This is a genomic window from Streptomyces sp. NPDC086777, from assembly GCF_040702065.1.
Taxonomy (GTDB): Bacteria; Actinomycetota; Actinomycetes; order Streptomycetales; family Streptomycetaceae; genus Streptomyces.
Window position 1 is genome coordinate 254,942 of sequence record NZ_JBFBJI010000006.1, and the last position, 25,102, is coordinate 280,043.

Annotated in this window: 17 protein-coding genes; 14 read left to right on the forward strand and 3 right to left on the reverse strand. The window is 73.2% G+C overall.

The window, feature by feature from the left end; genetic code table 11:
• Positions 1-37: 37 nt before the first annotated feature.
• The 12 genes from AB0472_RS11675 (at position 38) to moeZ (ending at position 14,711) form a co-directional block, all read left to right on the forward strand.
• Positions 38-1,057, forward strand: a complete 1,020-nt coding sequence (locus tag AB0472_RS11675; protein ID WP_366355562.1) for an alpha/beta hydrolase — start codon at positions 38-40, stop codon at positions 1,055-1,057.
• A gap of 7 nt (positions 1,058-1,064) precedes the next feature.
• Positions 1,065-2,492: a DUF3152 domain-containing protein gene (locus AB0472_RS11680; RefSeq protein ID WP_366355564.1), complete on the forward strand. Its 1,428-nt coding sequence runs from the start codon at positions 1,065-1,067 to the stop codon at positions 2,490-2,492.
• A gap of 56 nt (positions 2,493-2,548) precedes the next feature.
• The gene (locus tag AB0472_RS11685; protein WP_351321593.1) at positions 2,549-2,641 is read left to right on the forward strand and encodes an Ms4533A family Cys-rich leader peptide; all 93 of its coding nucleotides are present in this window, start codon (positions 2,549-2,551) and stop codon (positions 2,639-2,641) included.
• 165 nt (positions 2,642-2,806) lie between these two features.
• A complete protein-coding gene (locus tag AB0472_RS11690; protein WP_366355566.1) occupies positions 2,807-4,525 on the forward strand; it encodes an ABC transporter substrate-binding protein in 1,719 nt (572 codons plus the stop codon).
• Positions 4,526-4,529: 4 nt separating this feature from the next.
• Positions 4,530-5,546: an ABC transporter permease gene (locus tag AB0472_RS11695; protein WP_366355568.1), complete on the forward strand. Its 1,017-nt coding sequence runs from the start codon at positions 4,530-4,532 to the stop codon at positions 5,544-5,546.
• The gene (locus AB0472_RS11700; RefSeq protein ID WP_366355570.1) at positions 5,543-6,541 is read left to right on the forward strand and encodes an ABC transporter permease; all 999 of its coding nucleotides are present in this window, start codon (positions 5,543-5,545) and stop codon (positions 6,539-6,541) included. The genes AB0472_RS11695 and AB0472_RS11700 overlap by 4 nt, the downstream gene beginning before the upstream one ends.
• The gene (locus tag AB0472_RS11705; RefSeq protein WP_366355572.1) at positions 6,538-8,166 is read left to right on the forward strand and encodes an ABC transporter ATP-binding protein; all 1,629 of its coding nucleotides are present in this window, start codon (positions 6,538-6,540) and stop codon (positions 8,164-8,166) included. Before AB0472_RS11700 ends, AB0472_RS11705 begins: the two co-directional genes overlap by 4 nt.
• 144 nt (positions 8,167-8,310) lie before the next feature.
• Positions 8,311-10,248 (forward strand): DUF3492 domain-containing protein, encoded by a 1,938-nt coding sequence (locus AB0472_RS11710; protein ID WP_366355574.1) that lies wholly within the window; start codon positions 8,311-8,313, stop codon positions 10,246-10,248.
• Positions 10,245-11,591, forward strand: coding sequence for a hypothetical protein (locus AB0472_RS11715; protein WP_366355576.1), 1,347 nt, complete (start codon positions 10,245-10,247; stop codon positions 11,589-11,591). The genes AB0472_RS11710 and AB0472_RS11715 overlap by 4 nt, the downstream gene beginning before the upstream one ends.
• Positions 11,592-11,772: 181 nt before the next feature.
• On the forward strand, positions 11,773-12,732 hold the full coding sequence (locus tag AB0472_RS11720) for an NAD-dependent epimerase/dehydratase family protein (RefSeq protein WP_366355578.1): 960 nt from the start codon (positions 11,773-11,775) through the stop codon (positions 12,730-12,732).
• Positions 12,720-13,469, forward strand: coding sequence for a spherulation-specific family 4 protein (locus AB0472_RS11725; protein WP_366355580.1), 750 nt, complete (start codon positions 12,720-12,722; stop codon positions 13,467-13,469). Before AB0472_RS11720 ends, AB0472_RS11725 begins: the two co-directional genes overlap by 13 nt.
• 63 nt (positions 13,470-13,532) lie before the next feature.
• On the forward strand, positions 13,533-14,711 hold the full coding sequence (gene moeZ, locus AB0472_RS11730; RefSeq protein WP_351489685.1) for an adenylyltransferase/sulfurtransferase MoeZ: 1,179 nt from the start codon (positions 13,533-13,535) through the stop codon (positions 14,709-14,711).
• 62 nt (positions 14,712-14,773) lie between these two features.
• On the opposite strand, the gene AB0472_RS11735 is transcribed toward moeZ, so the two are convergent.
• The 3 genes from AB0472_RS11735 to AB0472_RS11745 all read right to left on the reverse strand — a co-directional run bounded on the left by AB0472_RS11735 (position 14,774) and on the right by AB0472_RS11745 (position 20,901).
• Positions 14,774-16,330: an alpha/beta hydrolase gene (locus AB0472_RS11735; protein ID WP_366355582.1), complete on the reverse strand. Its 1,557-nt coding sequence runs from the start codon at positions 16,328-16,330 to the stop codon at positions 14,774-14,776.
• Positions 16,331-16,508: 178 nt separating this feature from the next.
• Positions 16,509-18,050, reverse strand: coding sequence for an alpha/beta hydrolase (locus AB0472_RS11740; protein ID WP_366355584.1), 1,542 nt, complete (start codon positions 18,048-18,050; stop codon positions 16,509-16,511).
• A 73-nt stretch (positions 18,051-18,123) separates the two neighbouring features.
• On the reverse strand, positions 18,124-20,901 hold the full coding sequence (locus AB0472_RS11745) for a lysylphosphatidylglycerol synthase domain-containing protein (protein ID WP_366355585.1): 2,778 nt from the start codon (positions 20,899-20,901) through the stop codon (positions 18,124-18,126).
• Between the two features lie 161 nt (positions 20,902-21,062).
• Between AB0472_RS11745 and AB0472_RS11750 the strand changes: the two genes are divergently transcribed.
• Together AB0472_RS11750 and AB0472_RS11755 are read left to right on the forward strand one after the other, a co-directional pair.
• Complete coding sequence (locus AB0472_RS11750) at positions 21,063-21,449, forward strand: MGMT family protein (protein WP_366355587.1); 387 nt, start codon at positions 21,063-21,065, stop codon at positions 21,447-21,449.
• Between the two features lie 266 nt (positions 21,450-21,715).
• Positions 21,716-25,069, forward strand: coding sequence for an ATP-dependent DNA helicase (locus AB0472_RS11755; RefSeq protein ID WP_366355589.1), 3,354 nt, complete (start codon positions 21,716-21,718; stop codon positions 25,067-25,069).
• The last annotated feature ends 33 nt before the right edge of the window (positions 25,070-25,102 follow it).

A 25,102-nucleotide genomic window follows, 5' to 3' on the forward strand; every position in this document is an offset into this window, starting at 1 on the left:
CATGAACCACGGTGTGATCGTCTCGTAACATTGGCCCATGTCTTCGACCGAGCTGCCCTCCGTGCCGCCCACCAGCGTGCTCCCCGAGGCGGCGGCAGTCAGGGTCGCGGAGGGCGAGCGGCTGCGGTCGGTGGGACTGCCCGGTGTCACCCTCTCGGTCCGCTCGCGGCCGCCCGCGCGCGAGGGCCTGCCGCCCGCGCTCTACATCCACGGGCTCGGCGGCTCCTCGCAGAACTGGTCACTGCTCATGGAGCAGCTCGAGGACGTCGTGGACGGCGAGGCGGTCGACCTGCCGGGCTTCGGCGACTCGCCGCCTCCGGACGACGGCGACTACTCCGTCACCGGGCACGCGCGCGCGGTCATCCGCTACCTCGACGCGTCCGGCCGCGGTCCGGTCCATCTCTTCGGCAACTCCCTCGGCGGCGCCGTCGCCACCCGCGTCGCCGCCGTCCGCCCGGACCTGGTCCGCACTCTCACGCTCGTCTCGCCGGCCCTGCCCGAGCTGCGCGTGCAGCGCACCGCCGTACCGACGGTGATCCTCGGCCTGCCGGGCATCGCCGGGCTGCTCACCCGCACGACCGGCAAGTGGACCGCCGAACAGCGGGTACGGGGCGTGCTCGCCCTCTGCTACGGCGATCCCGGCCGGGTCACGCCCGAGGCGTTCGAGCACGCGGTGGAGGAACTGGAACGGCGGCTGCGGCTGCCGTACTTCTGGGACGCGATGGCGCGCTCCGCGCGCGGGATCGTCAACGCGTACACGCTGGGCGGCCAGCACGGGCTCTGGCGCCAGGCCGAGCGCGTCCTCGCCCCGACCCTGCTGATCTACGGCGGCCGCGACCAGCTCGTCGGCTACCGCATGGCCCGGAAGGCCGCCCGCAGCTTCCGCCACTCCCGGCTGCTGTCCATGCCGGACGCCGGGCACGTGGCGATGATGGAGTACCCGGGCGCGGTGGCCGGCGCGTTCCGTGAACTCCTCGCCTCCGCCGACAGGCCGGCCGCCGGACCGGCTTCCGGGACCGTCGGCGGCGGTCCGGTCGCGCCGGGCGCGGGGAGCTGAGGCGCGAGTGGGACGCCACAGCCGCCGCGGGCCGGCACCCAAGGACGACCCGTCGGACATAGCGAATACGCGCGCGGCCCGGAAGCAGGGCTCGGGGGACGCCGAGCGCGGCCAGGCGGGGCCCACGGTGCCGCGTCCGGCCGGCCGGGTGCCCGGCTCTGCCGACGCGACTCCGGCGCACGGTGTCCCGCGCCATCCCGACGGGACTCCGGCGCACGGTGTCCCGCGGGTCCGTGGCGGTCACCCGGAGCAGCGTGAGTCGGGCGGTGGCTGGGGCCGGCTGGGCGGGTCGGGCGGGTCGGGCGGTGTGCCCGCCGGGCCCGGCGGTGCTGCCTCCGGGCCCGCCGGTGACGGTTCCGGGCCTGCCGGGGCCGCCTTCGGATCGACCGGTGTGTCGATACCGCGGCAGCGGCGGGGCGGGCCCGGCGGGCCGCGGCAGGACTACGTCGATGCCTTCGACGTGGACGTCGACGTCTTCGCGCCCCGCCCCGGCATCGGCGCCCAGCGCGCGGAGCCGTATCCGCCCGGCTCCGGTGCGCACACCTCGCCGTTCCCGTCCGGCATCGACGGCGGTGCGGGCGACGCCGTCGGCGCGCCGCCCGCCGGCGGGGCCGCGCAGCCCAAGGGCGGCAGGAGCCGGGCCTTCGCGGGGGTCGCGGCCGCCGCCGTCACCACCGTGCTCGCGGTGATCGTCGCCGGGCAGGTGATCGACGGCCGCGACGGCGACGGCGCCCGCTCGCAGTCGGCCGCGGACGGTACGCGGGCCACCGACGGCGCCGCCTCGCGCGGGGACAGCCGTACGACGCCGTCCGCCGCCTCGCCGCGCGTGGTGACGCTGTCGTACGAACAGGCGATGGGCGAGAAGTACCCGCTCGGCGCAAAGCTGACCGGATCCGGGAAGTTCAGCACCGTGCCCGGGAGCGCGAAGGCCCCGGGCACGGGGCGGAAGTACACCTACCGCGTCGACGTGGAGCAGGGGCTGGGGCTGGACGGGAAGCTGTTCGCCGAGGCGGTGCAGAAGACACTCAACGACGAGCGCAGCTGGGCCCACGACGGCGCCCGCACCTTCGCGCGCGTGTCCACCGGCAAGCCCGACTTCGTGATCACGCTCGCCAGCCCCGGCACCACCGCCAAGTGGTGCGCCAAGTCCGGCCTCGACACGACCGAGGACAACGTGTCGTGCGACTCGGCGTCCACCGAACGCGTCATGATCAACGCGTACAGATGGGCCCAGGGCAGCAAGACCTACGGCGACGAGATCCACGCCTACCGGCAGATGCTGATCAACCACGAGGTCGGCCACCGGCTCGGCTACGGCCATGTGACCTGCGACAAGGACGGCGAGCTGGCGCCGGTCATGCAGCAGCAGACCAAGTTCCTCGACCACGACGGAATCCACTGTCTGGCCAACCCCTGGCCCTATCCCAAGAGTTGACAGGTGGCTCATACATCACATTGACATGAGCAGAAAGTTCGTACATATTTCTGCGCATGTCGTCCCTCCACGCCTCCGCGCGCGCCGCCATCGAGCTGGCGCTCATCGGCGTGACCGCGCTCTGCGTGGCCGACATCCACTGTCGCTGACGCCCGCCTTCAGGCGTTCGCGTCGCGACTTCTCCTTCCTGCCGTGACCTGGGTCACGGCTCTTTCGACGACCTGACGCCGGGCAGACGTCTGTCCACTTTCGTCTCACTCCTCGTCAATTTGTCTCGCCATTCGAGACTTGCCTTCCGAGAGGTCGTCATTCCGATGCGTCACCCGTCCGTGACCAGCGCCCGCGCGGCGTACGTTTCGCTTGCCCTTGTCGTGGCAGCGGGCGCCGCCGCCTGCGGGCCGAAGGACAACGATGCCAACGGCTCCGGTGGCGACTCCGCGCCGCACCAGGGCGGCACGCTCACCGTCCTGAACTCCGACCCGCAGACGGACTTCGACCCGGCCCGCCTGTACACCTCGGGCGGCGGCAACGTGCCCTCCCTGGTCTTCCGCACGCTCACCACCCGCAACCGCGCGAACGGCGCCGCCGGCACCAAGGTCGTCCCCGACCTGGCCACCGACACCGGGCGTCCCAGCAAGGACGCGACCGTGTGGACGTACACCCTGAAGGCGGGCCTCAAGTACGAGGACGGCACCCCGATCACGTCCGCCGACATCAAGTACGGCATCGAGCGCTCCTTCGCCCCCGAGCTCTCCGGCGGCGCGCCCTACCTGCGGGACTGGCTGGTCGGCGCCGCCGACTACCAGGGGCCGTACAAGGACAAGAAGGGGCTCTCGGCGATCGAGACGCCGGACGACCGCACGATCGTCTTCCACCTGAACAAGCCCGAGGGCGAGTTCCCGTTCCTGGCCACGCAGACGCAGTTCACGCCCGTCCCGAAGGCCAAGGACACCGGTACCAAGTACGAGGAGCACCCGATCTCGTCCGGCCCGTACAAGGTCGTCAAGAACGAGAACGACGGTGAGCACCTGGTCCTGGAGCGCAACAAGTACTGGTCCGCCTCCGCCGACGACCAGCGCAAGGCGTACCCCGACAAGATCGACGTGCAGTCCGGGCTCGACTCCTCCGTGATCAACCAGCGGCTGTCGGCGTCCCAGGGGACGGACGCGGCCGCCGTGACGACGGACACCAACCTCGGTCCGGCCGAACTCGCCAAGGTCACCGGCGACAAGGAGCTCGCCGCGCGCGTCGGCACCGGACACTTCGGCTACACGAACTACATAGCGTTCAACCCGAAGGTCAAGCCGTTCGACAACCCCAAGGTGCGGCAGGCGATCTCGTACGCCGTCGACCGGTCGTCCGTGATCAACGCGGCCGGCGGCAGCGCCCTCGCCGAGCCCGCGACCACCTTCCTGCCCGACCAGAAGTCCTTCGGCTACACGCCGTACGACCTCTTCCCGGCGGGTGACACCGGCAACGCGGCCAAGGCCAAGGAGCTGCTGAAGGAGGCCGGTCACCCGAACGGGCTCACCGTCACGCTGACCCACGACAACGCCGAGAACTTCAAGACGAGCCCCGAGATCGCGACCGCGATCCAGGACGCCCTCAAGAAGGCCGGCATCACGGTCAAGCTCCAGGGCCTGGAGGACAACAACTACTCCGACACGGTCCACAGCGTGAAGACCGAACCGGGCTTCTTCCTCGCCGCATGGGGTGCCGACTGGCCCTCCGGCGGTCCCTTCCTCGCCCCGATCTTCGACGGGCGGCAGATCGTCAAGGACGGCGCGAACTTCAACGCCTCCCAGCTCAACGACGCTTCGGTCAACGCCGAGATTGACTCGATCAACAAGTTGACCGATCTTGACGCGGCCGCCGAGCGGTGGGGTGCACTGGACAAGAAGATCGGCGCGCAGGCGCTGACCGTGCCGCTGTTCCACCCGGTCTACAAGCGACTGGTGGGCAAGGACGTCAAGAACGTCGTCATCAGCGACTGGACCGGTGTCCTGGACATCTCCCAGGTCGCGGTGAAGTAGCACCGTGAGCGAGGTACTTGTCGCCACCCAGGCCCCCGAGGCGTCCGCCTCGGGGGCCTCGGGGGCTCGTCGGTTCTGGCGGCGGCTGCGCGCGCAGCGGGCCGCCACGGTCGCGGCGGGCGTCGTCGCGCTGCTCGTCCTGGTCGCGCTCGCCGCGCCGCTGCTCACCGCGCTGGAGGGCCAGGACCCGTTCACCTACCACCCCGCCCTCATCGACTCCGCGCGCGGCGGTGTACCGGTCGGCTCCCTCGGCGGCCTCTCCGCCGACCACTGGCTGGGCGTGGAGCCGCAGACCGGGCGGGACCTGTTCGCCCGGCTGGTGTACGGGGCGCGGGTGTCCCTGGGCGTCGCGTTCGCGGCGACCGTGATCCAGGTCCTCCTCGGGCTGGTCGTCGGCGTGGCGGCCGCGCTCGGCGGTGGCTGGATCGATCAGGTGTTGAGCCGGATCACGGACATCATCGTCGCGCTGCCCCTGATGATCATGTCGCTGGCACTGCTCGCGATCGTGCCGCAGAGCTTCCCCCGGCCCGTCCTGGTCACCCTCGTCATCGGGTTCATCGCCTGGGGCACCATCGCGAAGATCGTGCGCGCCCAGACACTCACCCTGAAGGGGCTCGACTACGTAGCCGCCGCACGGCTCAGCGGCTGGAGCGCCTGGCGCATCGCCCGCCGCGAGCTGCTGCCCGGCCTGGCCGCGCCGGTCATTACCTACGCCTCGATCCTCATCCCGGTCAACATCAGCACCGAGGCGGCCCTGTCCTTCCTCGGCGTCGGGGTGAAGCCGCCGACGCCCTCCTGGGGCCAGATGCTCACCGCCGCCGACGTCTGGTACCAGGCGGCCCCGCAGTACCTGCTCCTGCCGGCCGGCGCGCTGTTCGTGACCGTGCTGGCGCTGACCGTCCTCGGTGACGGCGTCCGTACCGCCCTGGACCCGCGCGCCGCCTCCCGGCTCGGCGTCGGCACCGGCCGCGGGCGTGAGGCCGCGACGACGGCGACGTCGACGAAGGAGGCATCCGCGTGAACGGCTTCGGCGGCTTCCTGCTGCGCCGCACCGTCGGCACCCTGGCGACCCTGCTCGCCATCTCGGTGATCGTCTACGTCGTCTTCTACGTCACCCCGGGCAACGTCGCCCAGATCACCTGCGGCCCGCGCTGCTCCCCGGAGCAGGTGCACCAGGTCGCCCAGCAACTGCACCTCGACGACCCCCTGTACGTGCGCTACTGGCACTTCCTGGAGGGCCTGGTCGCCGGTCAGGACTACTCCACCGGCACCTCCGTGGCGCACTGCTCGGCACCCTGCCTCGGCCTGTCGTACCAGACCGACCAGCAGGTCCTGAGCATCATCCTGACCAGACTTCCGGTCAGCCTCTCCCTGGTGACCGGGGCGATGGTGCTGTGGCTGGCCCTGGGCGTCGGCACGGGCGTGCTCTCCGTCTGGCGGCGCGGCCGGCTCACCGAGCGGGTGCTCACCGGCCTCACGCTGGCGGGCTGGGCCACACCGGTCTTCGTCATCGGCCTGGTCCTGATGATCGTCGTCTGCGGCGAACTGCAACTGCTGCCCTTCCCGCAGTACGTGAAGTTCACCGACGACCCCGAACAGTGGGCGTGGAACCTCCTGCTGCCGTGGTTCTCCCTCGCCCTCATCGAGTCCGCGTCGTTCGCCCGGATGACCCGGGCGTCGATGCTGGAGACCCTGGCCGAGGACCACATCCGCACCTTCCGCGCGTACGGCGTCGGCGAGCGGTCGATCGTCGGCCGGCACGCCCTGCGCGGGGCGCTCGCGCCGGTCATCGCGCTCAACGCCAACAACTTCGGCTCGGCCGTCGGCGGAGCCGTGCTCACGGAGACGCTGTTCGGCCTGCCCGGCCTCGGCCAGGAACTCGTGCACGCCGTCAGCGTGGTCGACCTGCCCGTCGTCGTCGGCGTGGTCCTCGTCGTCGGCTTCTTCGTGGTGCTCGCCAACGCCGTCGCGGACGTGCTGTACGCGGTGGCCGACCGACGGGTGGTACTGACGTGAGTCTCGTCCAAGTCACCGATCTGACCGTCGACTTCGGCGACCTGCGGGCCGTGGACGGGCTGTCGTTCACCCTGGAGGGCGGCGCCGCCCTCGCCCTGGTCGGCGAGTCCGGTTCCGGCAAGTCCACGGTCGCCGCGGCCCTGCTCGGCCTGCACCACGGCACGGGAGCGCGGCTCGGCGGCTCGATCGAGGTCGCCGGCACGGACGTACAGGCCGCCTCCGACGGCGAACTGCGCGGGCTGCGTGGCGCGAAGGCGGCGATGGTCTTCCAGGACCCGCTGTCCTCCCTCGACCCGTACTACGCGATCGGCGACCAGATCGTCGAGGTGTACCGCGTGCACACACGCGCGTCACGGCGCGCCGCACGCGCGCGTGCCGTGGAGGTGCTCGACCGGGTCGGCATCCCGGACGCCGGGCGCCGGTCCCGGTCCCGCCCGCACGAGTTCAGCGGCGGCATGCGGCAGCGCGCGCTGATCGCCATGGCGCTCGCCTGCGAGCCCGAGCTGCTCATCGCGGACGAGCCCACCACCGCCCTCGACGTGACCGTCCAGGCCCAGATCCTCGACCTGCTGCACACCCTGCGCGAGGAGACCGGCATGGGCCTGCTGCTGGTCACCCACGACGTGGGCGTGGCCGCCGAGAGCGTCGACCGGGTGCTCGTCATGCGGCACGGGCGCATGGTCGAGGAGGGGCCGGTCGCCGCCGTGCTCGGCGCGCCCGCCGAGCCGTACACCCGGGAACTGCTCTCCGCGGTCCCGCGCGTGGACGCGGTGCGCGCGCCCTCCCGGGCGTCCGAGGAGGTCGTCCTGGAGGCGACCGGCCTGCGCCGTGAGTTCGGGCGCGGGAAGCGGGCGTTCGCGGCCGTGGACGACGTGTCGCTGACCGTGCACCGGGGTGAGACCCTCGGCGTCGTCGGCGAGAGCGGCAGCGGCAAGACGACCCTCGGCCGGATGCTGGTCGGGCTGCTGGAGCCGACGGCGGGGGAGGTCCGTGACGGCGGCCACGCGCGCGTGGGCGTGAACCCGGCCGTCCAGATGGTGTTCCAGGACCCGGTGTCCTCCCTCAACCCGCGGCGCAGCGTCGGCGAGTCCATCGCCGACCCGCTGCGGGCACGGGGCATGGGGGTCCCCCCGCTCGAGCGAAGTCGAGAGTGGGGGAAGGACGAGGGGCGCATCCGGGGGCGCGTGATCGAACTGCTGGAGCGCGTGGGGCTCGAAGCGGCGCACTACCAGCGCTATCCGCACGAGTTCAGCGGCGGCCAGCGCCAGCGCGTCGGCATCGCGCGGGCGCTCGCGGCGGACCCGCGGGTCATCGTCTGCGACGAACCGGTCTCCGCGCTGGACGTCACCACCCAGGCCCAGGTCGTCGCCCTGCTCGGCGAACTCCAGCGCGAACTCGGGCTCGCGCTCGTCTTCGTCGCCCACGACCTGGCCGTCGTGCGTCAGGTCAGCGACCGGGTCGCGGTCATGCGGCGCGGCCGGATCGTCGAGACCGGCCCGGCCGACGAGATCTACGAAAACCCCCGGGACCCGTACACCCGGCAGCTGCTGGCCGCCGTGCCCGCCCTCGACCCCGAGGCCGCGGCCCGGCGGCGGGCGGCGCGCCGGGAACTGGCGTCGGCGTGACGTTTCCGCAGATCCGCACGCGGATCCACCGCGAGACCCGCGTGCGGATCCGGGCGTGACGTTCCGCCGTCGCACGGTCGCCTAGCGCGACAGAACGCGACCCGCACGGGAAAGTTACGACCGTTCACCCCTTTTGGTGGCGCGATGGACAACCGTCCGTCGCGCCACCGTCTTGTCCGCATACCTTCGTCCCGCTGCGAGCCACCGGGCCACGGTGGCTCCCCATACGGGAGATCGATCGGGGGTGCACACGTGCGCATCGGACTGCTTACGGAGGGTGGTTATCCGTATGTGAGCGGTGACGCCAGACTCTGGTGCGACCGGCTCGTGCGCGGGCTCGGGCAGCACGAGTTCGACCTCTACGCGCTCAGCCGCACCCGGCGCCAGGAGGACGAGGGCTGGCTGCCCCTGCCGCCGCACGTCAGCAGGGTCCGGACGGCTCCGCTGTGGACCGCCGACGAGGACGGCGTCACGTACGGACGGCGCGCGCGCCGACGCTTCGCCGAGAGCTACGGCGAGTTCGTGGGGGTGCTGTGCGCCGGTCCGGCCGCGGACGGCGCCCACGGCTCCGACGGCACGCCCGGCTCGAACGGGCCGGACGGTACGGGTGGTTCGGGCGGCGCGGACGATACGGGTGCTGCGGGCGGCGCGGACGGTACGGGCGGCTTCGGCGCCGTGCCCGGTCCTCTGGCGGACCGTTTCGGCAACGCGCTCCACGGACTCGCCGAACTCGCCCGTGACGAGGGCGGCCTGGCCGCCGCACTGCGCTCCGACACCGCCCTGGGCACGCTGGAGCGCGCCTGTCGCGCACCCGGCGCGCTCGGTACGGCGCGCGAGGCCCGCGTGCCCGATCTGCTCGCCGTCGCCGCGCACCTCGAACGCGCCCTGCGCCCCCTCTCCCTGGACTGGTACGGCGACGACGGCCTCGGTGCGGCCGACCTCTGCCATGCCACCGCCGGCGGTCCTGCCGCGCTGGCCGGGCTGCTCGCGCAGCACTTCTGCGGTGTGCCACTGCTGGTCACCGAGTACGGTGTCCAGCTGCGCTCGCACTACCTGGCCACCGACCCCGGCACGGCCACCCCCGCCGTACGCACGCTGCTCGCCGCCTTCCACGGCCGGCTCGCCGCCGAGGTCTACCGCCGCGCCGCGATCATCACGCCGGGCAACGCGCACACCCGTCGCTGGCAGGAGCGCTGCGGTGCCGACCGCTCCCGCATCCGCACCGTGCATCCCGGCATGGAGGCCGCCCGCTTCACCGAGGTGGGCGAGGCCCCGGACCGTGCGGAACCCGAGACGCTCGTGTGGGTCGGCCGGATCGAGCCGGCCAAGGACCTGGTGTCGCTGCTGCACGCCTTCGCCGAGATCCGCAAGGAGGAGCCCAAGGCGCGCCTGCGGATCGTGGGCCCCCCGGCGGGGCCGGAGGGCGAGGCCTATCTGGGGCACTGCAGGGCGCTCGCCGCACAGCTCTTCCCCGACGAGGCCGACGGCGTGCACGCCGTCGGCGACAACCCGGTCTCCTTCGACGAGATAGGCGGACCCGAGGCGCCGACCCTCGCCGACGCCTACGCGTCCGGCGCGATCGTCGTCCTGTCCAGCGTCGTCGAGGGCTTCCCGGCGGGACTCGTCGAGGCCATGTTCTGTGGCCGGGCGACCGTCTCCACGGACGTCGGCGCCGTGGTGGAGGTCATCGGCGGCACCGGGCTCGTCGTGCCCCCGCGCAATCCGCGGGCGCTCGCGGAGGCGTGCGTCGCGCTGCTCCGCGACCCCGAGCGCCGCGAGCGTCTCGGAGCCGCCGCGCGCGCCCGGGCGCTCGAACTGTTCACCGTCGAGCAGAACATCGCGGCATTTCACAGCATTTACCTGGAGATCGTCTCGCACTGCCCGGTGCGCCGGGTCGTGCTCGACCGGTCGGGCGAACCCCTGCCGTTCGCCTCCCCCGCCGAGGCCCGCGTACCGGGCCGCTGGACCGGCCCCACGGCCCGCGTCGCGCAGCGCGCCGTACCGGGCTGGGCCCTGGGCACCGCCCTGCGGCCCACCCCCGTACGGGCCACCCCGCGCACGGCCACCGAGGGGGCGCTGTGAACGGCGACGAACGAGTCCCGGTCGACGGCGTCCCGGTCGACGGCGGCCCGGGAGAGCTGGACCGGCCCGGACGGCCCGGCGCGGCCGACGCCTGGGACGCGCGGTCGCAGGGGTGGCTCCTGGGCGCCGAGGAGGCAGGCCCGGGGCACGTCCTCGCCGCGAGCGTGGCACCGGCGTCCGACGGGTTCCCGGCGGGCGGCCCGGCTGCCGCGCGGGGCACCGTCGGCAGCCGCAGACCCACGTCCCGCCGAGGCGCCGCCGCCGATCCGGTGAAGGCGCTGATGCACCGGCACCGCGCCCTCTGCGAGCGGGCCGTGGACCCGCTGGAGATCGCGGCCGGCCTCGAGGCGCACGGCGTCACCGACCGCACCGCCGCCCGCTTCCGGCACCGTGACGTCTTCTCCCTCGCGGAGGAGCTCTACGCGCGCGTGCCCCGCGACGAGACCCCGCGCCCGCACCCCGGCCCGGCGCCCGCGCCCCGCGTGCGCGCCGACCGGGCACTGCTCACCCTCCTCCCGGGCGCGGTGTGCGCGGCGGCCGTCACCGCCGTACGGCTCACCGAGGGCCGCCCCCGCCTCCTGGCGGCCGCCGTCGGCGTGCTCGCCGTCGCCCTGGCCGTGCGCCCGGTCCTGCGCCGCGGCCCCCTGGCCGCGGCGTCCCCGACCCCGGCCTGGCGCACCACCACCGGCACCCGTGCGTGGACCTGCTGGCTCCTCGCCTACGCCCTGCTCGGCGACGGCCTGCTGCGGGCGGTCGTGGCCGGCGGCCCGGCCGGCCTCCCGACCGGCACGGCCGACGGCCCCTGGCCGGTGACCACGGCTCCCGTCCTCGCCCTCACCCTGGCCTGCGCACCGGCTGCCTGGAGCACGCACCTCTTCACGGCGGCCGCCCGCCGCCGACTCGCGGCCAGCCGGGGCCTGGAGGATTTCACCGGGGCCGTACAGCCGCTGCTGCTCGGCACGTTCGCCCTCTTCCTCGGCGCCCTCGCCGCCCTGCTCGCCCTGTGCGGCGCGGCCCTCGGCGAACCCGCGGGCTTCCCGGCGGGCCTCGCGCTCGGCGCCCTCCTGCTGCTCGCCCGCCTGCTCGCCGTCCACAACGTCCCGCAGAGGCCCGCCCTCGCCGCCGCGGCCGCCGCCGAAGCAGCGGCCGTGGCCCTCGTCCTGGCCGGGCGGCTGCCCGGCTGCGCCTTCCTGGCCGCCCCCGTCGAGCACCTGGCCGCCGCCTGGGGCGCGGCCGGCGTCCCGGCCCTGGCCTGCGGCGCAGCCGCCCTCGCGCTGCTGTTCCGGGCGACCGGCACCCTGACCCGGGCCGCGGCCCACGCGCCGACGGGAGACCCGCAGTGAGCAGAGCCGCCGATCAACTCGCACGCCTCGCCGAGCCGTCCCGGCGGCCGGTGCCCGGCACCCCGCCGCAGGCAACCGCACCACCTCTTGAAGGAGACCACCAGATGACCACCTCCCGACCCGGACCCGGAGCGTCCGGAACCACCGGAGTCGCCGGAGCGCACACCCCGGGAGCCGCGCGATGAGGGTTCTGCTGATCGGAGCCAACGGATACCTCGGCCGCTTCGTCGCCGACCGGCTGCTCGCCGACCCGGCCGTCCAGCTCACCGCGCTCGGCCGCGGCGACGACGCCGACGTCCGCTTCGACCTCGCCACCGGCAGCCCCGGCGCGCTCACCCGCTTCCTCGACGCGGTCCACCCGGGCGTCATCGTGAACTGCGCCGGTGCCACCCGCGGGGGCGCCCGGGAACTCACCCGGCACAACACCGTCGCCGTCGCCACCGTCTGTGAGGCCCTGCGCCGCAGCGGCTGCGGCGCCCGCCTGGTGCAGGTCGGCTGCAGCGCCGAGTACGGCCCGAGCCAGCCCGGCTCCTCCACCGCCGAGGACGCCGTGCCCCGCCCCGGCGGGCCGTACGGCGTCAGCAAGCTCGCCGCCACCGAACTCGTCCTCGGCTCCGGCCTCGACGCCGTCGTCCTGCGCGTCTTCTCGCCCGCCGGACCGGGCACCCCGGCCGGCTCGCCGCTCGGCCGCCTGGCGGAGGCGATGCGCCGGGCGATGCAGTCCGGGGACGGCGAGCTCAAACTCGGCGGCCTCGGCGCGCAGCGCGACTTCGTCGACGTGCGCGACGTCGCCCGCGCCGTCCACGCGGCCTCGCTCTCGGCCGCCCAGGGGGTCATCAACATCGGCTCCGGCCGCGCCGTCCGGCTCCGCGACGCCGCCGCTGTCCTCGCCCGGGTCGCCGGATACGGCGGCGCCCTGCACGAACTGGACGGCCCGCCAGGACCGCTGCGCGGCGCCATCGGCCACCCCCGGACGGACGGCGAGCACGCGGGCCCGGTCGCGTACCCGTACCCGGACGGCTGCGGCAGCTGGCAGCAGGCCGATGTGCGCTGCGCCCGCGACCGGCTCGGCTGGCGCCCCCGCATCAACCTCGAGGAGTCCCTGGCGGACATCTGGATGGAGGCGGCGTGCCGCATCTGAGCAGCACCAGGGCGGGCGCCGCGACCACCGGCGTCCGCACCGCCGTCGGCGTCCCCGGCTACGCCCACCCCCTCCTCGCCCCCGCCCAGTGGGCCGAACTCACCCGCCCGGGCACCCCCCTGCACTGGGTCGTCCTCGACGTGGCGAACGGCCCCGGCAGCCTCCCCGACCCGCACTGCCTGGCGGCGGCCGGCCGGCTCCGCAACGCGGGCGTCCGCGTCCTCGGTCACCTGGACACCGCCTACGGCGCCCGCCCGCACGGCGACCTGCTCACCGACGCCCGCCACTTCCACGACTGGTACCGCGTCGACGGCTTCCTGCTCGGCCGCTGCCCCACCGAGCGCTCGGCGCTCCCCGAGATCCGCCGCGCGGTCGCGGCGCTCCGCGCCACCGGTGACGGCACCCACATAGTCCTCGGCCACGGCACCCACCCGCACCCGGGCTACGCCGAGAACGCCGACCAGCTGGTGACCTTCGCCGGACCCTGGAGCGACTACCGCTGGTCCCAGGCCGCCGAGTGGACCGCCGACTACCCGCCCGACCGCTTCTGCCACTTCGTGCACGGCGTGCCCCTCGGACACCTCGACGAGGCGCTGCGCATCGCCCGTTGGCAGGGTGCCGCCACGATCTACTTCACCGACCGGACCGATCGATGGGGCCGGGCCGATCCGTGGGAGGCCATGCCCGGCTACTGGGACGAATTCGTCTCGCGGATCGGAACAGGTGTCTCGGAATGAAGAAGGCCGTGGCAGTGTTACAGGGAGAACAACCGTAGTGATCGACCGACCAACGGAGTCCCCGTGTCGTTGCCACCCCTGGTCGAGCCAGCCTCTGAGCTCACCGTAGACGAGGTCCGCAGGTACTCCCGTCACCTGATCATCCCCGACGTCGGGATGGACGGGCAGAAGCGGCTGAAGAACGCGAAGGTGCTCTGTGTGGGCGCCGGCGGCCTGGGCTCGCCGGCGCTGATGTACCTGGCCGCCGCGGGCGTCGGCACCCTGGGCATCGTGGAGTTCGACGAGGTCGACGAGTCGAACCTGCAGCGCCAGATCATCCACAGCCAGGCCGACATCGGCCGCTCCAAGGCCGAGTCCGCCCGTGACACCGTCAAGGGCATCAACCCGTACGTGGACGTGATCCTTCACGAAGAGCGGCTCGAGGCCGAGAACGTGATGGACATCTTCAGCCAGTACGACCTGATCGTCGACGGCACCGACAACTTCGCCACCCGCTACCTGGTGAACGACGCCTGCGTGCTGCTGAACAAGCCGTACGTGTGGGGCTCCATCTACCGCTTCGACGGCCAGGCCTCGGTGTTCTGGTCCGAGTACGGCCCCTGCTACCGCTGCCTGTACCCGGAGCCCCCGCCGCCGGGCATGGTCCCCTCCTGCGCCGAGGGCGGCGTCCTGGGCGTGCTGTGCGCGTCCATCGGCTCCATCCAGGTCACCGAGGCCATCAAGGTCCTCACCGGCACCGGTGAGCCCCTCGTCGGCCGGCTGATGATCTACGACGCCCTGGAGATGCAGTACCGCCAGGTCAAGGTCCGCAAGGACCCGAACTGCGCGGTCTGCGGCGAGAACCCGACCGTCACCGAGCTCATCGACTACGAGGCCTTCTGCGGCGTCGTCTCCGAGGAGGCCCAGCAGGCGGCCGCCGGCTCGACGATCACTCCCAAGCAGCTCAAGGAGTGGATCGACGACGGCGAGAACATCGAGATCATCGACGTCCGCGAGCCGAACGAGTACGAGATCGTCTCCATCCCGGGCGCCAAGCTGATCCCGAAGAACGAGTTCCTCCTCGGCACCGCCCTGGAGGGCCTGCCCCAGGACAAGAAGATCGTCCTGCACTGCAAGACGGGTGTCCGCAGTGCGGAGGTCCTCGCCGTCCTGAAGTCGGCGGGCTTCGCGGACGCGGTGCACGTCGGCGGCGGCGTGATCGGCTGGGTCAACCAGATCGAGCCGTCGAAGCCGGTCTACTGAGCAAAGGCTCCCCGGCGGGCGGGGGTTCTGGGCACCTGCGGTGCCCAGAACCCCCGCCTTCGTCATGAGCAGACCGTGCCGTCCTTCGGGACCGTGCCGTCGACGAGGTAGGCGTTCACCGTCGAGTCCACGCAGTCGCTGCCGTTGCCGTAGGCCCCGTGGCCCTCGCCCTTCCAGGTCAGTTCGACACCGACCCCCTTGCCCAGTTCGTCGGCCATCCTCCGGGCGCCCTTGTAGGGGGTGGCCGGGTCGCCGGTGTTGCCGACCAGCAGGATCGGTGCCGCACCCGGTGCGCTCACCTCCGGTGTGTCCCACTGCCCGGCCACCGGCCAGTCGTGGCACCAGCCGGCCGAGTCCCAGCCCAGGAAGTCCCCGAAGACGGGCGAGACCTTCTCGAACTCCGCCAGCCGCTTCTTCGTCTCGGCGAGCGTCGGCCGCTCCTTGTCGTCCAGGCACGATATGACCCGTTGGGAGTGCGTGGTCGTGCCATAGTGCCCCGAGGAGTCGCGTTCGTTGTACTGGTCCGCGAGCGACAGCAGCTCCGAGCCGTCGCCCTCCTCGGCCGCCCTGAGCGCGCTGGTCAGCGTCGGCCAGCTGTCCTTGCTGTACAGCGGCAGCACGATGCCGGTGACCGCGAGGCTCTGGGTGAGCTTCCGCCCGGCGGACGCGGGCAGTGGCGTGGCGTCCAGCCGCTTCAGCAGATCGGCGATCTTCCGGGAGCCCTGTTCCGGGTCCTGGCCGGTGGACTTGAGGTAGTCGTCGAGCGCGTGCTGGAAGCCGGCGGCCTGGTTCTTCTCCTGGCCGACCGAGTCGGCGGTCGGGTCCACCACCGCGTCCAGGATCAGCCGGCCCACGTTCTTCGGGAACAGGTGGGCGTACACACCGCCCAGTTCGGTGCCGTAGGAGATGCCGAAGTAGTGCATCTTCGTGTCGCCGAGGACCTGCCGCATGAGGTCCATGTCGCGGGCCGTGTCGGTCGTCGAGACATGCGCGATGAGCTTGCCGGCGGCCTTCTCGCAGCCCTTGCCGAAGTCGGCGGCGTCCTGGAAGTACGCCGTCTCCTCGGCGGGGGTGTCCGGAGTCGAGTCGATCGACTCGGCGCGCTGGATGTCCTTGTCGCTGCGGCACCGGATCCCCTCGCTGGCCCCCACCCCGCGCGGGTCCCAGCTCACCAGGTCGTACCGCTCACGCAGCGCGGAGACGGTGGTGGCGAAGTACGGCATCGTCGAGACGCCGGAGCCGCCCGGGCCGCCGAAGTTGAACAGCAGCGAGCCGATCCGCTTCCCCGAACCCCCGCTCGACTGCTCCCGGATCAACGCCAGGCCGATCGTCTCCCCGTCCGGCTTCGCCCAGTCCAACGGGACCTTGAGCGTCGCACACCGCCATGCGTCGCCTGGCGCGGCGGAGTCCGAAGTGGCCTTGCAGCGGCCCCAGTCGAGCCTTTGGGACGTGAGGGAAGCGGGCAGGGCGGCCGAGCCCGTCGCGGTGGCGGTGGCGGCCGACGGCTGCCCGGAGGAGGCCTTTCCCTCGTCCGCACCTCCGCCCGACGACCCACTGCTGCACCCGGCCACGAGCAGCCCCGCGGCAACAGCGGCCGCCCACCGTACATATCGCAACATGCGCGCACACCCCCCACACAGGCCCTCCGCGCATTCGTTGCGGGAGAGCGGTCAGGCCATGGTATGCGGATCACGCGGAGCCCGTTTCGGCCTGTGGACAACCTTTTGACCTGCGTGTTCGCGACACCCTGTCGGGGTGCGGGGAGCTGCGCGACCACCCCGGCCGGCCTGCTGACGGCTATGCGCAGACCGTCCCCGCCTTCGGCACCGTCCCGTCCAGCAGATAGCCGTTCACGGCCCCCTGCACGCACTGGTCCTTGCTGTCGTACGCCCCGTGCCCCTGCCCCTTGTACGTCAGCTCGACGCCGACGCCCTTGCCGAGCGCGTCCACCATCTTCTTCGCGCCCTCGTACGGCGTGGCCGGGTCACCCGTGTTGCCCACGACCAGGATCGGCGCCGACCCGGGCGCGCTGACGTCGGGGTGGTCGGCGGCCCCCGGCACGGCCCAGTTCGTGCAGCTGACCATCCCCCAGGCGAGGTAGTCGCCGAACAGCGGGGAGGCGGCGCGGAACTCGGGCAGTTTCTGCTGGACGTAGTCGGCGGTGTACCGCGGCTTCTCGTCGGCGCAGTTGATGGCGATGTTCGCCGCCGTGATGTTGCTGTACTCGCCGTTCTCGCTGCGGCCGTTCATCGAGTCGGACAGCAGCATCAGGATCTTCCCGTCGCCGTCGTACGCCTCTTCGAGCCCCTCCGTGAGGTACTCCCAGAAGTCCTTGGAGTACAGCGACTGCGCGATGCCGTTGGTGGCGGCGGACTGGGTGAGCTCGCGGGGCAGGATGCCCGGGATCGGCTTCCTGTCGAGGCCCGCGAGAAGCGTGGCGATACGGTCCTTCACGTCCTGCGGGGTGTCGCCGATCGGGCACTCCGTCGTCTTCGAGGTGCAGTCCTCGGCGAAGTTGTCGAGCGCGAGCTGGAAGCCCTTCGCCTGCCCGAGCGAGCTCTGCTCCGGGTTCTGGGTGGGGTCGACGACGCCGTCGAAGACGGCCCGGCCCACGTTCTTCGGGAACAGGTGGGCATAGACGCCGCCGAGTTCGGTGCCGTAGGAGATGCCGAAGTAGTGCATCTTCGTGTCGCCGAGGACCTGGCGCATCAGGTCCATGTCGCGGGCCGCGTCGGTGGTGCGGACGTGCGGCAGGATCGCCTTGGAGTTCTTCTCGCAGGCGGCGTTGAACTGCTTGGTGCGGTTGATCAGCTGGGTGCGCTCGGCGCTGGTGTCGGGGGTCGCGTCCTGCTGGAAGTAGTTGTCGAGCTGAGCGTCGTTCTCGCACTCGACGGGGTCGCTGCGGCCCACGCCGCGCGGGTCGAAGCTGACGAGGTCGTAGCGGGTGCGCAGGACCGCGTAGTCCGTGCCGAACGCGGGGAGCGTGGTGACGCCGCTGCCGCCGGGCCCGCCGAAGTTGAAGATCAGGGAGCCGATCCGCTTGCTCGGGTCGCCGCTGGCCCTGGCGCGGATCAGGGCGAGGCCGATGGTGGCGCCCTTCGGCTTCGACCAGTCAAGGGGCGCCTTCATGGTGGCGCATTCCCAGGTGCCGCCGCTGGGCAGCGGTGACGGCGCGTCGCCGCCGCCCTCGGCCTCGTCGGGCGCCGGGCAGTTCTTCCAGTCCAGTTTCTGCGCCGCCAGATCCCCGTCCTCGGAGCCGTCGCTGCACCCGGTCAGCGAGGAGGCCAGCACCAGGGCGGCGGTCAGGGCGGCGACACGGATCCGGAAGGGGTTCGGCATGCTCCCATCCTGGGGTCGCGCACGGCCACGCGCGCGGGGCACGAGCCGTCCGAGGTACGCCCCCGGTACGGCCCTAGAGCGCGCCCTTGCGGGAGAGGTGGTTGAAGGCCAGCCAGCCCGGCAGGACCGGCAGCCACAGGGTCAGCAGCCGGTACAGCAGGACGGCGGGCGCGGCGACCTCCTTGGGCAGGCCGACGGCGATCAGGCCGACGGTCAGGGTCGCCTCGACCGCGCCGACACCGCCCGGGGTCGGCGCCGCGGAGCCGAGCGCGTTGCCGGCGAGGAAGACGACCGCGACGCTGGCGATGCTCAGCGAGGTCGACTGGTCGCCGAACGCGCGGATGGAGGCATCCAGGCACATCACGAAGCAGGCGGTCAGCAGCAGCATGCCGCCGATGCCGGTGACGAGCTTCTGCGGGCGCTGCAGCACGTCCAGCATGCGCGGCACGACACCCGCGAAGAGGGACCGCACGCGCGTGCTGACGAACTTCCGCAGGAACGGCACCGAGGTCACCACGAGGACCAGCACCGCGACGGTCAGCAGGCCCGCGATGACCGTGCGGGACGGGGACAGCGAAGGGGTCTTCTCGGTGCCGGTCAGATAGCCGAAGGACAGCAGCATCAGGATGTGACAGCCGAGCCCGAACAGCTGCGAGGCGCCGACGCTCGCCACCGCGCCCCCGGGGCGCACACCCGCGCGCTGCAGGAAGCGCGTGTTGAGGGCGACGCCGCCGACCGCGGCGGGCGCGACGATCTTCACGAACGACCCGGCGACCTGTGCCGCCACGGTCCGCACGAACGGCACCCGCTCCGGCACGAACCCGAGCAGCGACATCGCGGCGGCGACGTAGCTGATCGCCGAGAACAGCACCGCGGCGATCACCCAGCCCCACTGGGCGTTCGCGACCAGGGGGCCGAACTCGATGTGGGTGAGCTGGGTCAGCAGGTAGTACCCGCCGATCGCACCGGCGATGACGCTGATCAGCGTGCGCGGCCGTACCCGCTCCAGGCGGGCCGGCTCCACGGGCGCCTGCGGTCTGATCTTCAGCACCTGGTGCCGGATCTGGGTGAGCAGATCCTCCTCGCGGGCCTCTTCCAGCGCGTCGTCCAGGGCCCGCTTCTCGGCCCGCTGCTCGGCGCGCACCGTCTTCTTGTCGGGCTTCTCGGCCTCTTCCGCGCGGGCCAGCTTGGCCTGCCTCGACGCCTCCAGGACCGCGTCCCGCTCGCGCTGCGCGCGCTCCCTGGCCAGTCTGCGCAGCGTCGCGCGCGTGGAGCGGGTGAGCGCGATCGGCTGGAGCATCGGCAGGCAGTCGGCGACGGCGTCGGGGCCGAGCACGCCGACCGCCGAGGCCACCGCCCGCTCCGCGCCCACCCTGAGGCCGAGCGTGGTGACCAGCTGGGCGACGTCCATGCGCAGCAGCAGCTCGCCGGCCGCGATCTCGCCGCCGCGCAGGTCGGTGAGGATCACGGTGCCGGAACGATCCACCAGGATGGCGTCGCCCGCGAGCCTGCGGTGCGCGATCCGGCGCGACTGCAACGCCTGCACCTGGTGCCAGGTGTGGCGCAGCAGTTCGTCGGTGATCTCCTCGTCGGCCAGCGAGTCGAGGGTGCGGCCGCCGGTGTGCTCGTAGACGAGCATCACGGCGTCGGGGCCCAGCTCGGAGGTGGCGATCAGCTTGGGCGCGTTGGCACCGGCCGCGATCGCCGCGTACGCCAGCAGGGCCTCCTGCTCCAGGGCCTGGCGCAGGGACTGCAGGCTGGAGCGGGTGGCGAAGCCGCGCAGGGTCAGGTTGCGCCACGCTCGGTAGAAGAAGCCCTGGGCCTGCTGTTCCCGGTCGACGACCGTGACGTCCAGCGGCGGGCCGTCCTCCAGGGTGACGAAGTAGCGTCGGCCCCGGTCGCCGTTCTCGGTGTCCAGGGCCTCCTCGCGGGCCGCGCCGACCGGGTGGAAGCCGACGTGCCGGAGGCCCGCCAGCAGGGTCCGTCCGGTGGGGCGGACGTTGGGGGAGCCGACGGCGTACAGCGTGCCGTAGGCGACGGTCCAGCCGATCAGCACCGTGAGGATGATCGAGAACGGTGTGGTGTATCCGGTGACGAGCATCGAGAACGCGTCGAGCAGCAGCACGATCCACAGCACCGCGCGCCATCTCGGCCGCCGGGACATGCCGACCGCCGTCATGTAGGCGATGACGGGCGCGAGGTAGCCGTGCACCGGGTCGGTGAGGGCGTGGATGTCGCCGGGGGAGGGCTGGGTCAGCGCCTCCTGGATCGAGCCCGGGGCGGCTCTGGCCACCCAGAGGTCGGTGGCGAGGGTCACGCCGTGCGCGAGGACGGCCGCGAGCACGCCGTCGGCGATGCGCAGCCCGTCCCGCTTGATCAGCCGCTCGATCGCGAACGCGACCGGCACCAGCAGGATCGCGATGCTGGAGGCCAGCCCGGCGAACCTGATCAGCAGGTCCGGCGCCTGCCCGGTGCCCTTGTTGATGTCCTGTTCGAGTCCGGAGGTGGTGCCGTGCGCGAACGCGGCGATGCCGAGCAGCACGGCGACGGCCAGGACGCCGACCAGGAGCCGCATGAGGTCGGAGGGGCGGTGCACGCGCGCGGGGAGTAGCGGTTCGTCGCCCTCCACCTCGTCGGCGTGCGCCTCGTCGCACCCGTGTTCCGCCTCGGCTTCCGGTGCGGCGGCGTCGGCGTCCACGGCGTCCGGCCGTGCGGTGTCCGGGTGCGCGGTGTCCGGGTGCGCGGTGCCGGATCCGGGCGTGTCCGGGCGCGCGGAAGCCTCAGAGGTGCTCGCCCCGCCCTCGGGGTGCGCGCCCTGCTGCTCGGTCGTCTCTTCTTGATCTCGTATCACCAGTCACCGCCCGCACGATGGTGGCATGCTCCACCGACACCCGGGGGCATCAGGGTGCAGATGCGGGGGCGCACAGTCTGCCCCAAGCGCCGCGAGAGGGCGAGGCGGCGGACCGCCGCGGACCGGGCGGGTTGTCGGTGGGGTGCGGCAGGATGGGGCGAATGAGCGAGCAGAGCCTTCCCGACGACACCCGAGAGGGGTACGCGGACGAGCTGCCCGAGTACGCCGAGCGGGTCCTGGAGGTCGCCGAGCGGATCCCGCCCGGGCACGTGATGACGTACGGCGACGTCGCGGAGTGGCTGGAGGAGGGAGGCCCGCGCCAGGTCGGGCGCGTGATGGCCCTCTACGGCAGTGCCGTCCCCTGGTGGCGCGTGGTGCGCGCCGACGGGGTCCTGCTCCCGGGCCACGAGCTGGGCGCGCTGGACCACTACCGTGCCGAGGGGACCCCGCTCAAGGAGGCCGGCAGGGCGGCGGAGGGCCACCTGCCACGGCTCGACATGAAGCTGGCGCGGTGGGACGGCGGCGCGGACGCGGGGGCTCACACCTGACAGCTTCCGCCATCGGAGGCCCTCGGTGGGAACCGGTGGCCCGTACGAGGGACACCGGGGACGTCCGTGGCATGACGTACGTTCGTGAGATGTGCGGCGCGCGTGCCGCGAGTGGCTGCGGAGGCCGGCGGGAAGAAGCGGAAGCACTGCTTCCGACCGGTTCGGCGGCGTAGCGTCGGCTGCACGTGTCCCGTTCACCCCGCGGCCACCCCCGCGCCCGCGCGACCCCGCACCGACCAGCACACCCACCAGGACCGGCGAACCACGTGAGCTCCTCTTCCTCCACCAGGCATCTGCCGCACCTCCAGGTGCGGCAGGGGAACCGTGGCGCTTACCGACTGGTCCGTACCCCGCCGGCCGACGTGGATCCCCCTCCTCTGGACGCCGCGCAGCGCGCCGTGGTTGACCACGCGTCCGGCCCGCTGCTCGTCCTCGCGGGTCCCGGCACCGGCAAGACCACCACCCTGGTGGAGTCCGTGGCCGCCCGGATCGCCCGGGGCGCGGACCCCGAGCGGATCCTGGTGCTGACCTTCAGCCGCAAGGCCGCCGTCGAGCTGCGCGACCGCATGGCCCTGCGGGTGGGCGCGGCCCGTGCGCCCCGGGCGACCACCTTCCACTCGTACTGCTACGCGCTGGTCCGCGCCCACCAGGCCAGCGGCCTGTTCGTGAACCCGCTGCGGCTGCTGTCGGGTCCCGAGCAGGACGTCGCCGTCCGCGAGCTGCTGGCCGGCCAGCCCGACCTGGAGCGGCTCGGGCTGGCCCACGTGCGCTGGCCCGACGAACTGCGCGCCTGCCTCACCACCCGGGGCTTCGCCGACGAGGTCCGCGCGGTCCTCGCCCGCAGCCGCGAGCTGGGCCTGGACCCGGCCGCCCTGGACGCCTTCGCCCGCCGCATCGGACGCCCCGACTGGGGGGCCGCGGCCGCCTTCCTCGCCGAGTACCTCGACGTCCTCGACCTCCAGGGCGTCCTCGACTACGCGGAACTCGTCCACCGCGCGGTGCTGCTCGCGCACCGCGCCGAGGTAGCCCTGGACCTCGCGGGCCGCTACGACGCCGTGTACGTCGACGAGTACCAGGACACCGACCCCGCCCAGGTACGCCTGCTGCACGCCCTGGCCGGCGGCGGCCGCACCCTGGTCGCGTTCGGCGACCCGGACCAGTCGATCTACACGTTCCGCGGCGCCGACGTGAACGGCATCCTGGACTTCCCGTCCGCCTTCGCGCGCGTGGACGGGCGCCCCGCCCCGGTGCAGGTGCTGCGCACGTCCGGCCGGTCCGGGGCCGGCCTGCTGGCCGCGACCCGGCTGCTGACCCAGCGGATGCCGCTGACCCGGCTCCCCGCCGACAAGGTGCGCGCGCACCGCGAGCTGACCGCCGCGCGGGACGGCGGCCGGGTCGAGGTCTACACGTACCCGACGTCCGGCACCGAGCTGGACAACATCGCCGACATCCTGCGCCGGGCGCACCTGGAGGACGGCGTCCGCTGGAGCGACATGGCCGTCCTGGTGCGCGCCGGGGCCCACACCATCCCCACGGTCCGCCGCGCCCTCACCGCGGCCGGCGTGCCCCTGGACATCGACGGCGACGACGTGGCGCTGCGCCACGAACCGGCGGTGGCGCCCCTGCTGACGGCGCTGCGGGCGGTGGCGGAGGCCGAGGCGGCGCCCGATGCCGCACCCGGTGTCGCACCCGATACGGCACTGAACACCGCACCCGATGCCGTGCCCGATGCGGAAGAGGGCGGCTTCCGACTCGACACCGAGACCGCGCTCACCCTGCTCACCTCACCCCTCGCCGGGATGGACGCGGCCGACCTGCGGCGCCTCGGCCGTGCCCTGCGGGACGAGGAGCGTGCCGCCGGCAACGCCTTTCCGCCCCCCTCGGACGAACTGCTCGCGCGGGCGCTCGCCGAGCCCGAGCGCCTCGCCGTGCACGACCCCGGGTACGCCCGCGGGGCGCAGCGGCTCGGCGCGCTGCTCGGCAAGGCCCGGGAGCGCCTCGCGGGCGGCGGCACCGCCGAGGAGGCGCTGTGGGTCCTGTGGAACGGCACGCCCTGGCCCTCCCGTCTGGAGCGCTCCGCCCGGCGTGGCGGCGCGGCCGGCCGCAACGCCGACCGTGACCTGGACGCCGTGTGCGCCCTGTTCGCCACGGCCGCCCGCGCGGAGGAGCGCAGCGGTGGCCGGGGCGCGCTCAACTTCCTGGCGGAGATCGAGGCCGAGGACATCGCCGCCGACACCTTCGCCGGCCGCGCGGTACGCCCCGACGCCGTACGCCTGATGACCGCGCACCGCGCCAAGGGCCTGGAGTGGCGCCTGGTCGTCGTGGCCGGCGTCCAGGAGGGCCTGTGGCCCGACCTGCGCCGCCGTGGTTCGCTGCTGGAGGCCGACCGCATCGGCCGCGACGGGCTCGCCGAACCGCTCACCCCGGGCGCGCTGCTCGCCGAGGAGCGCCGCCTGTTCTACGTCGCCGCCACGCGCGCGCGTGAGCGGCTCGTCGTCACCGCCGTGAAGGCCCCGGCGGACGACGGCGACCAGCCCTCCCGGTTCCTCACCGAACTGGGCGCCGAACCCCAGGACGTCTCCGGGCGCCCCCGCCGACCGCTCGCCGTGGCCGCCCTGGTCGCCGAGTTGCGCGCGACCACCGTCGACCCGCGCGTCTCCGACGCCCTGCGGGAGGCCGCCGCCCGCCGCCTGGCCCGGCTGGCCGCCCTGGCCGACGAGGACGGGCGTCCCCTGGTGCCGTCCGCCCACCCCTACCGCTGGTGGGGCATGTTCGAGCCGACCGAGAGCAAGGTGCCGCTGCGCGACCGCGACCAGCCCGTGGTGCTCTCCGGCAGCGCCCTGGACCAGCTCGCGAACACCTGCAGCCTGCAGTGGTTCCTGGGTCGCGAGGTGAAGGCCGACGCGCCGGCCACCACCGCGCAGGGCTTCGGGAACGTCGTGCACGTCCTCGCCGACGAGGTCGCCTCCGGACGCACCCCCGCCGATCTCGCCGTCCTCATGGAGCGGCTGGACTCGGTGTGGAACGCGCTCGCCTTCGACGCGCCCTGGAAGTCGGCGCAGGAGAAGGACAACGCGCGCGTGGCTCTCGAACGCTTCCTGAAGTGGCACGTCCTGGACCGCACCGCGCGCACGCCCGTCGTCAGCGAGCAGGACTTCGACGTCACCCTCGAAGCGGGCGACTACGAGGTACGCATCCGCGGCCAGATGGACCGGGTGGAGGCGGACGGCGAGGGACGCGCGTACGTCGTCGACTTCAAGACGGGCAAGCAGGCACCCAGTGCGGCCGAGGTCGCCCGGCACCCCCAGCTCGCCGTCTACCAGCTCGCGGTCCGCGAGGGCGCCGTCGACGAGGCCTTCGACGGGACCCGGCCCGAGCCCGGCGGTGCCGAACTGGTCCACCTCAGGCAGGGCGCCGCCCAGCGCGACGGCGGCGAGACCCTGCCCAGGGTGCAGGCGCAGGAGCCGCTGGAGGGGGAGTGGGTCGGAGAACTGCTGGCCTCCGCCGCCGGCAAGGTCCTCGACGAACGGTTCGCGCCGACCACCGGCCAGCACTGCACCCACTGCGCCTTCCGCGCCTCGTGCAGCGCGCGGCCGGAGGGGCGGCACGTGGTGGAGTGAGCGCGCTGTCGTGGGGTGCGCCGTGTGGTGGGG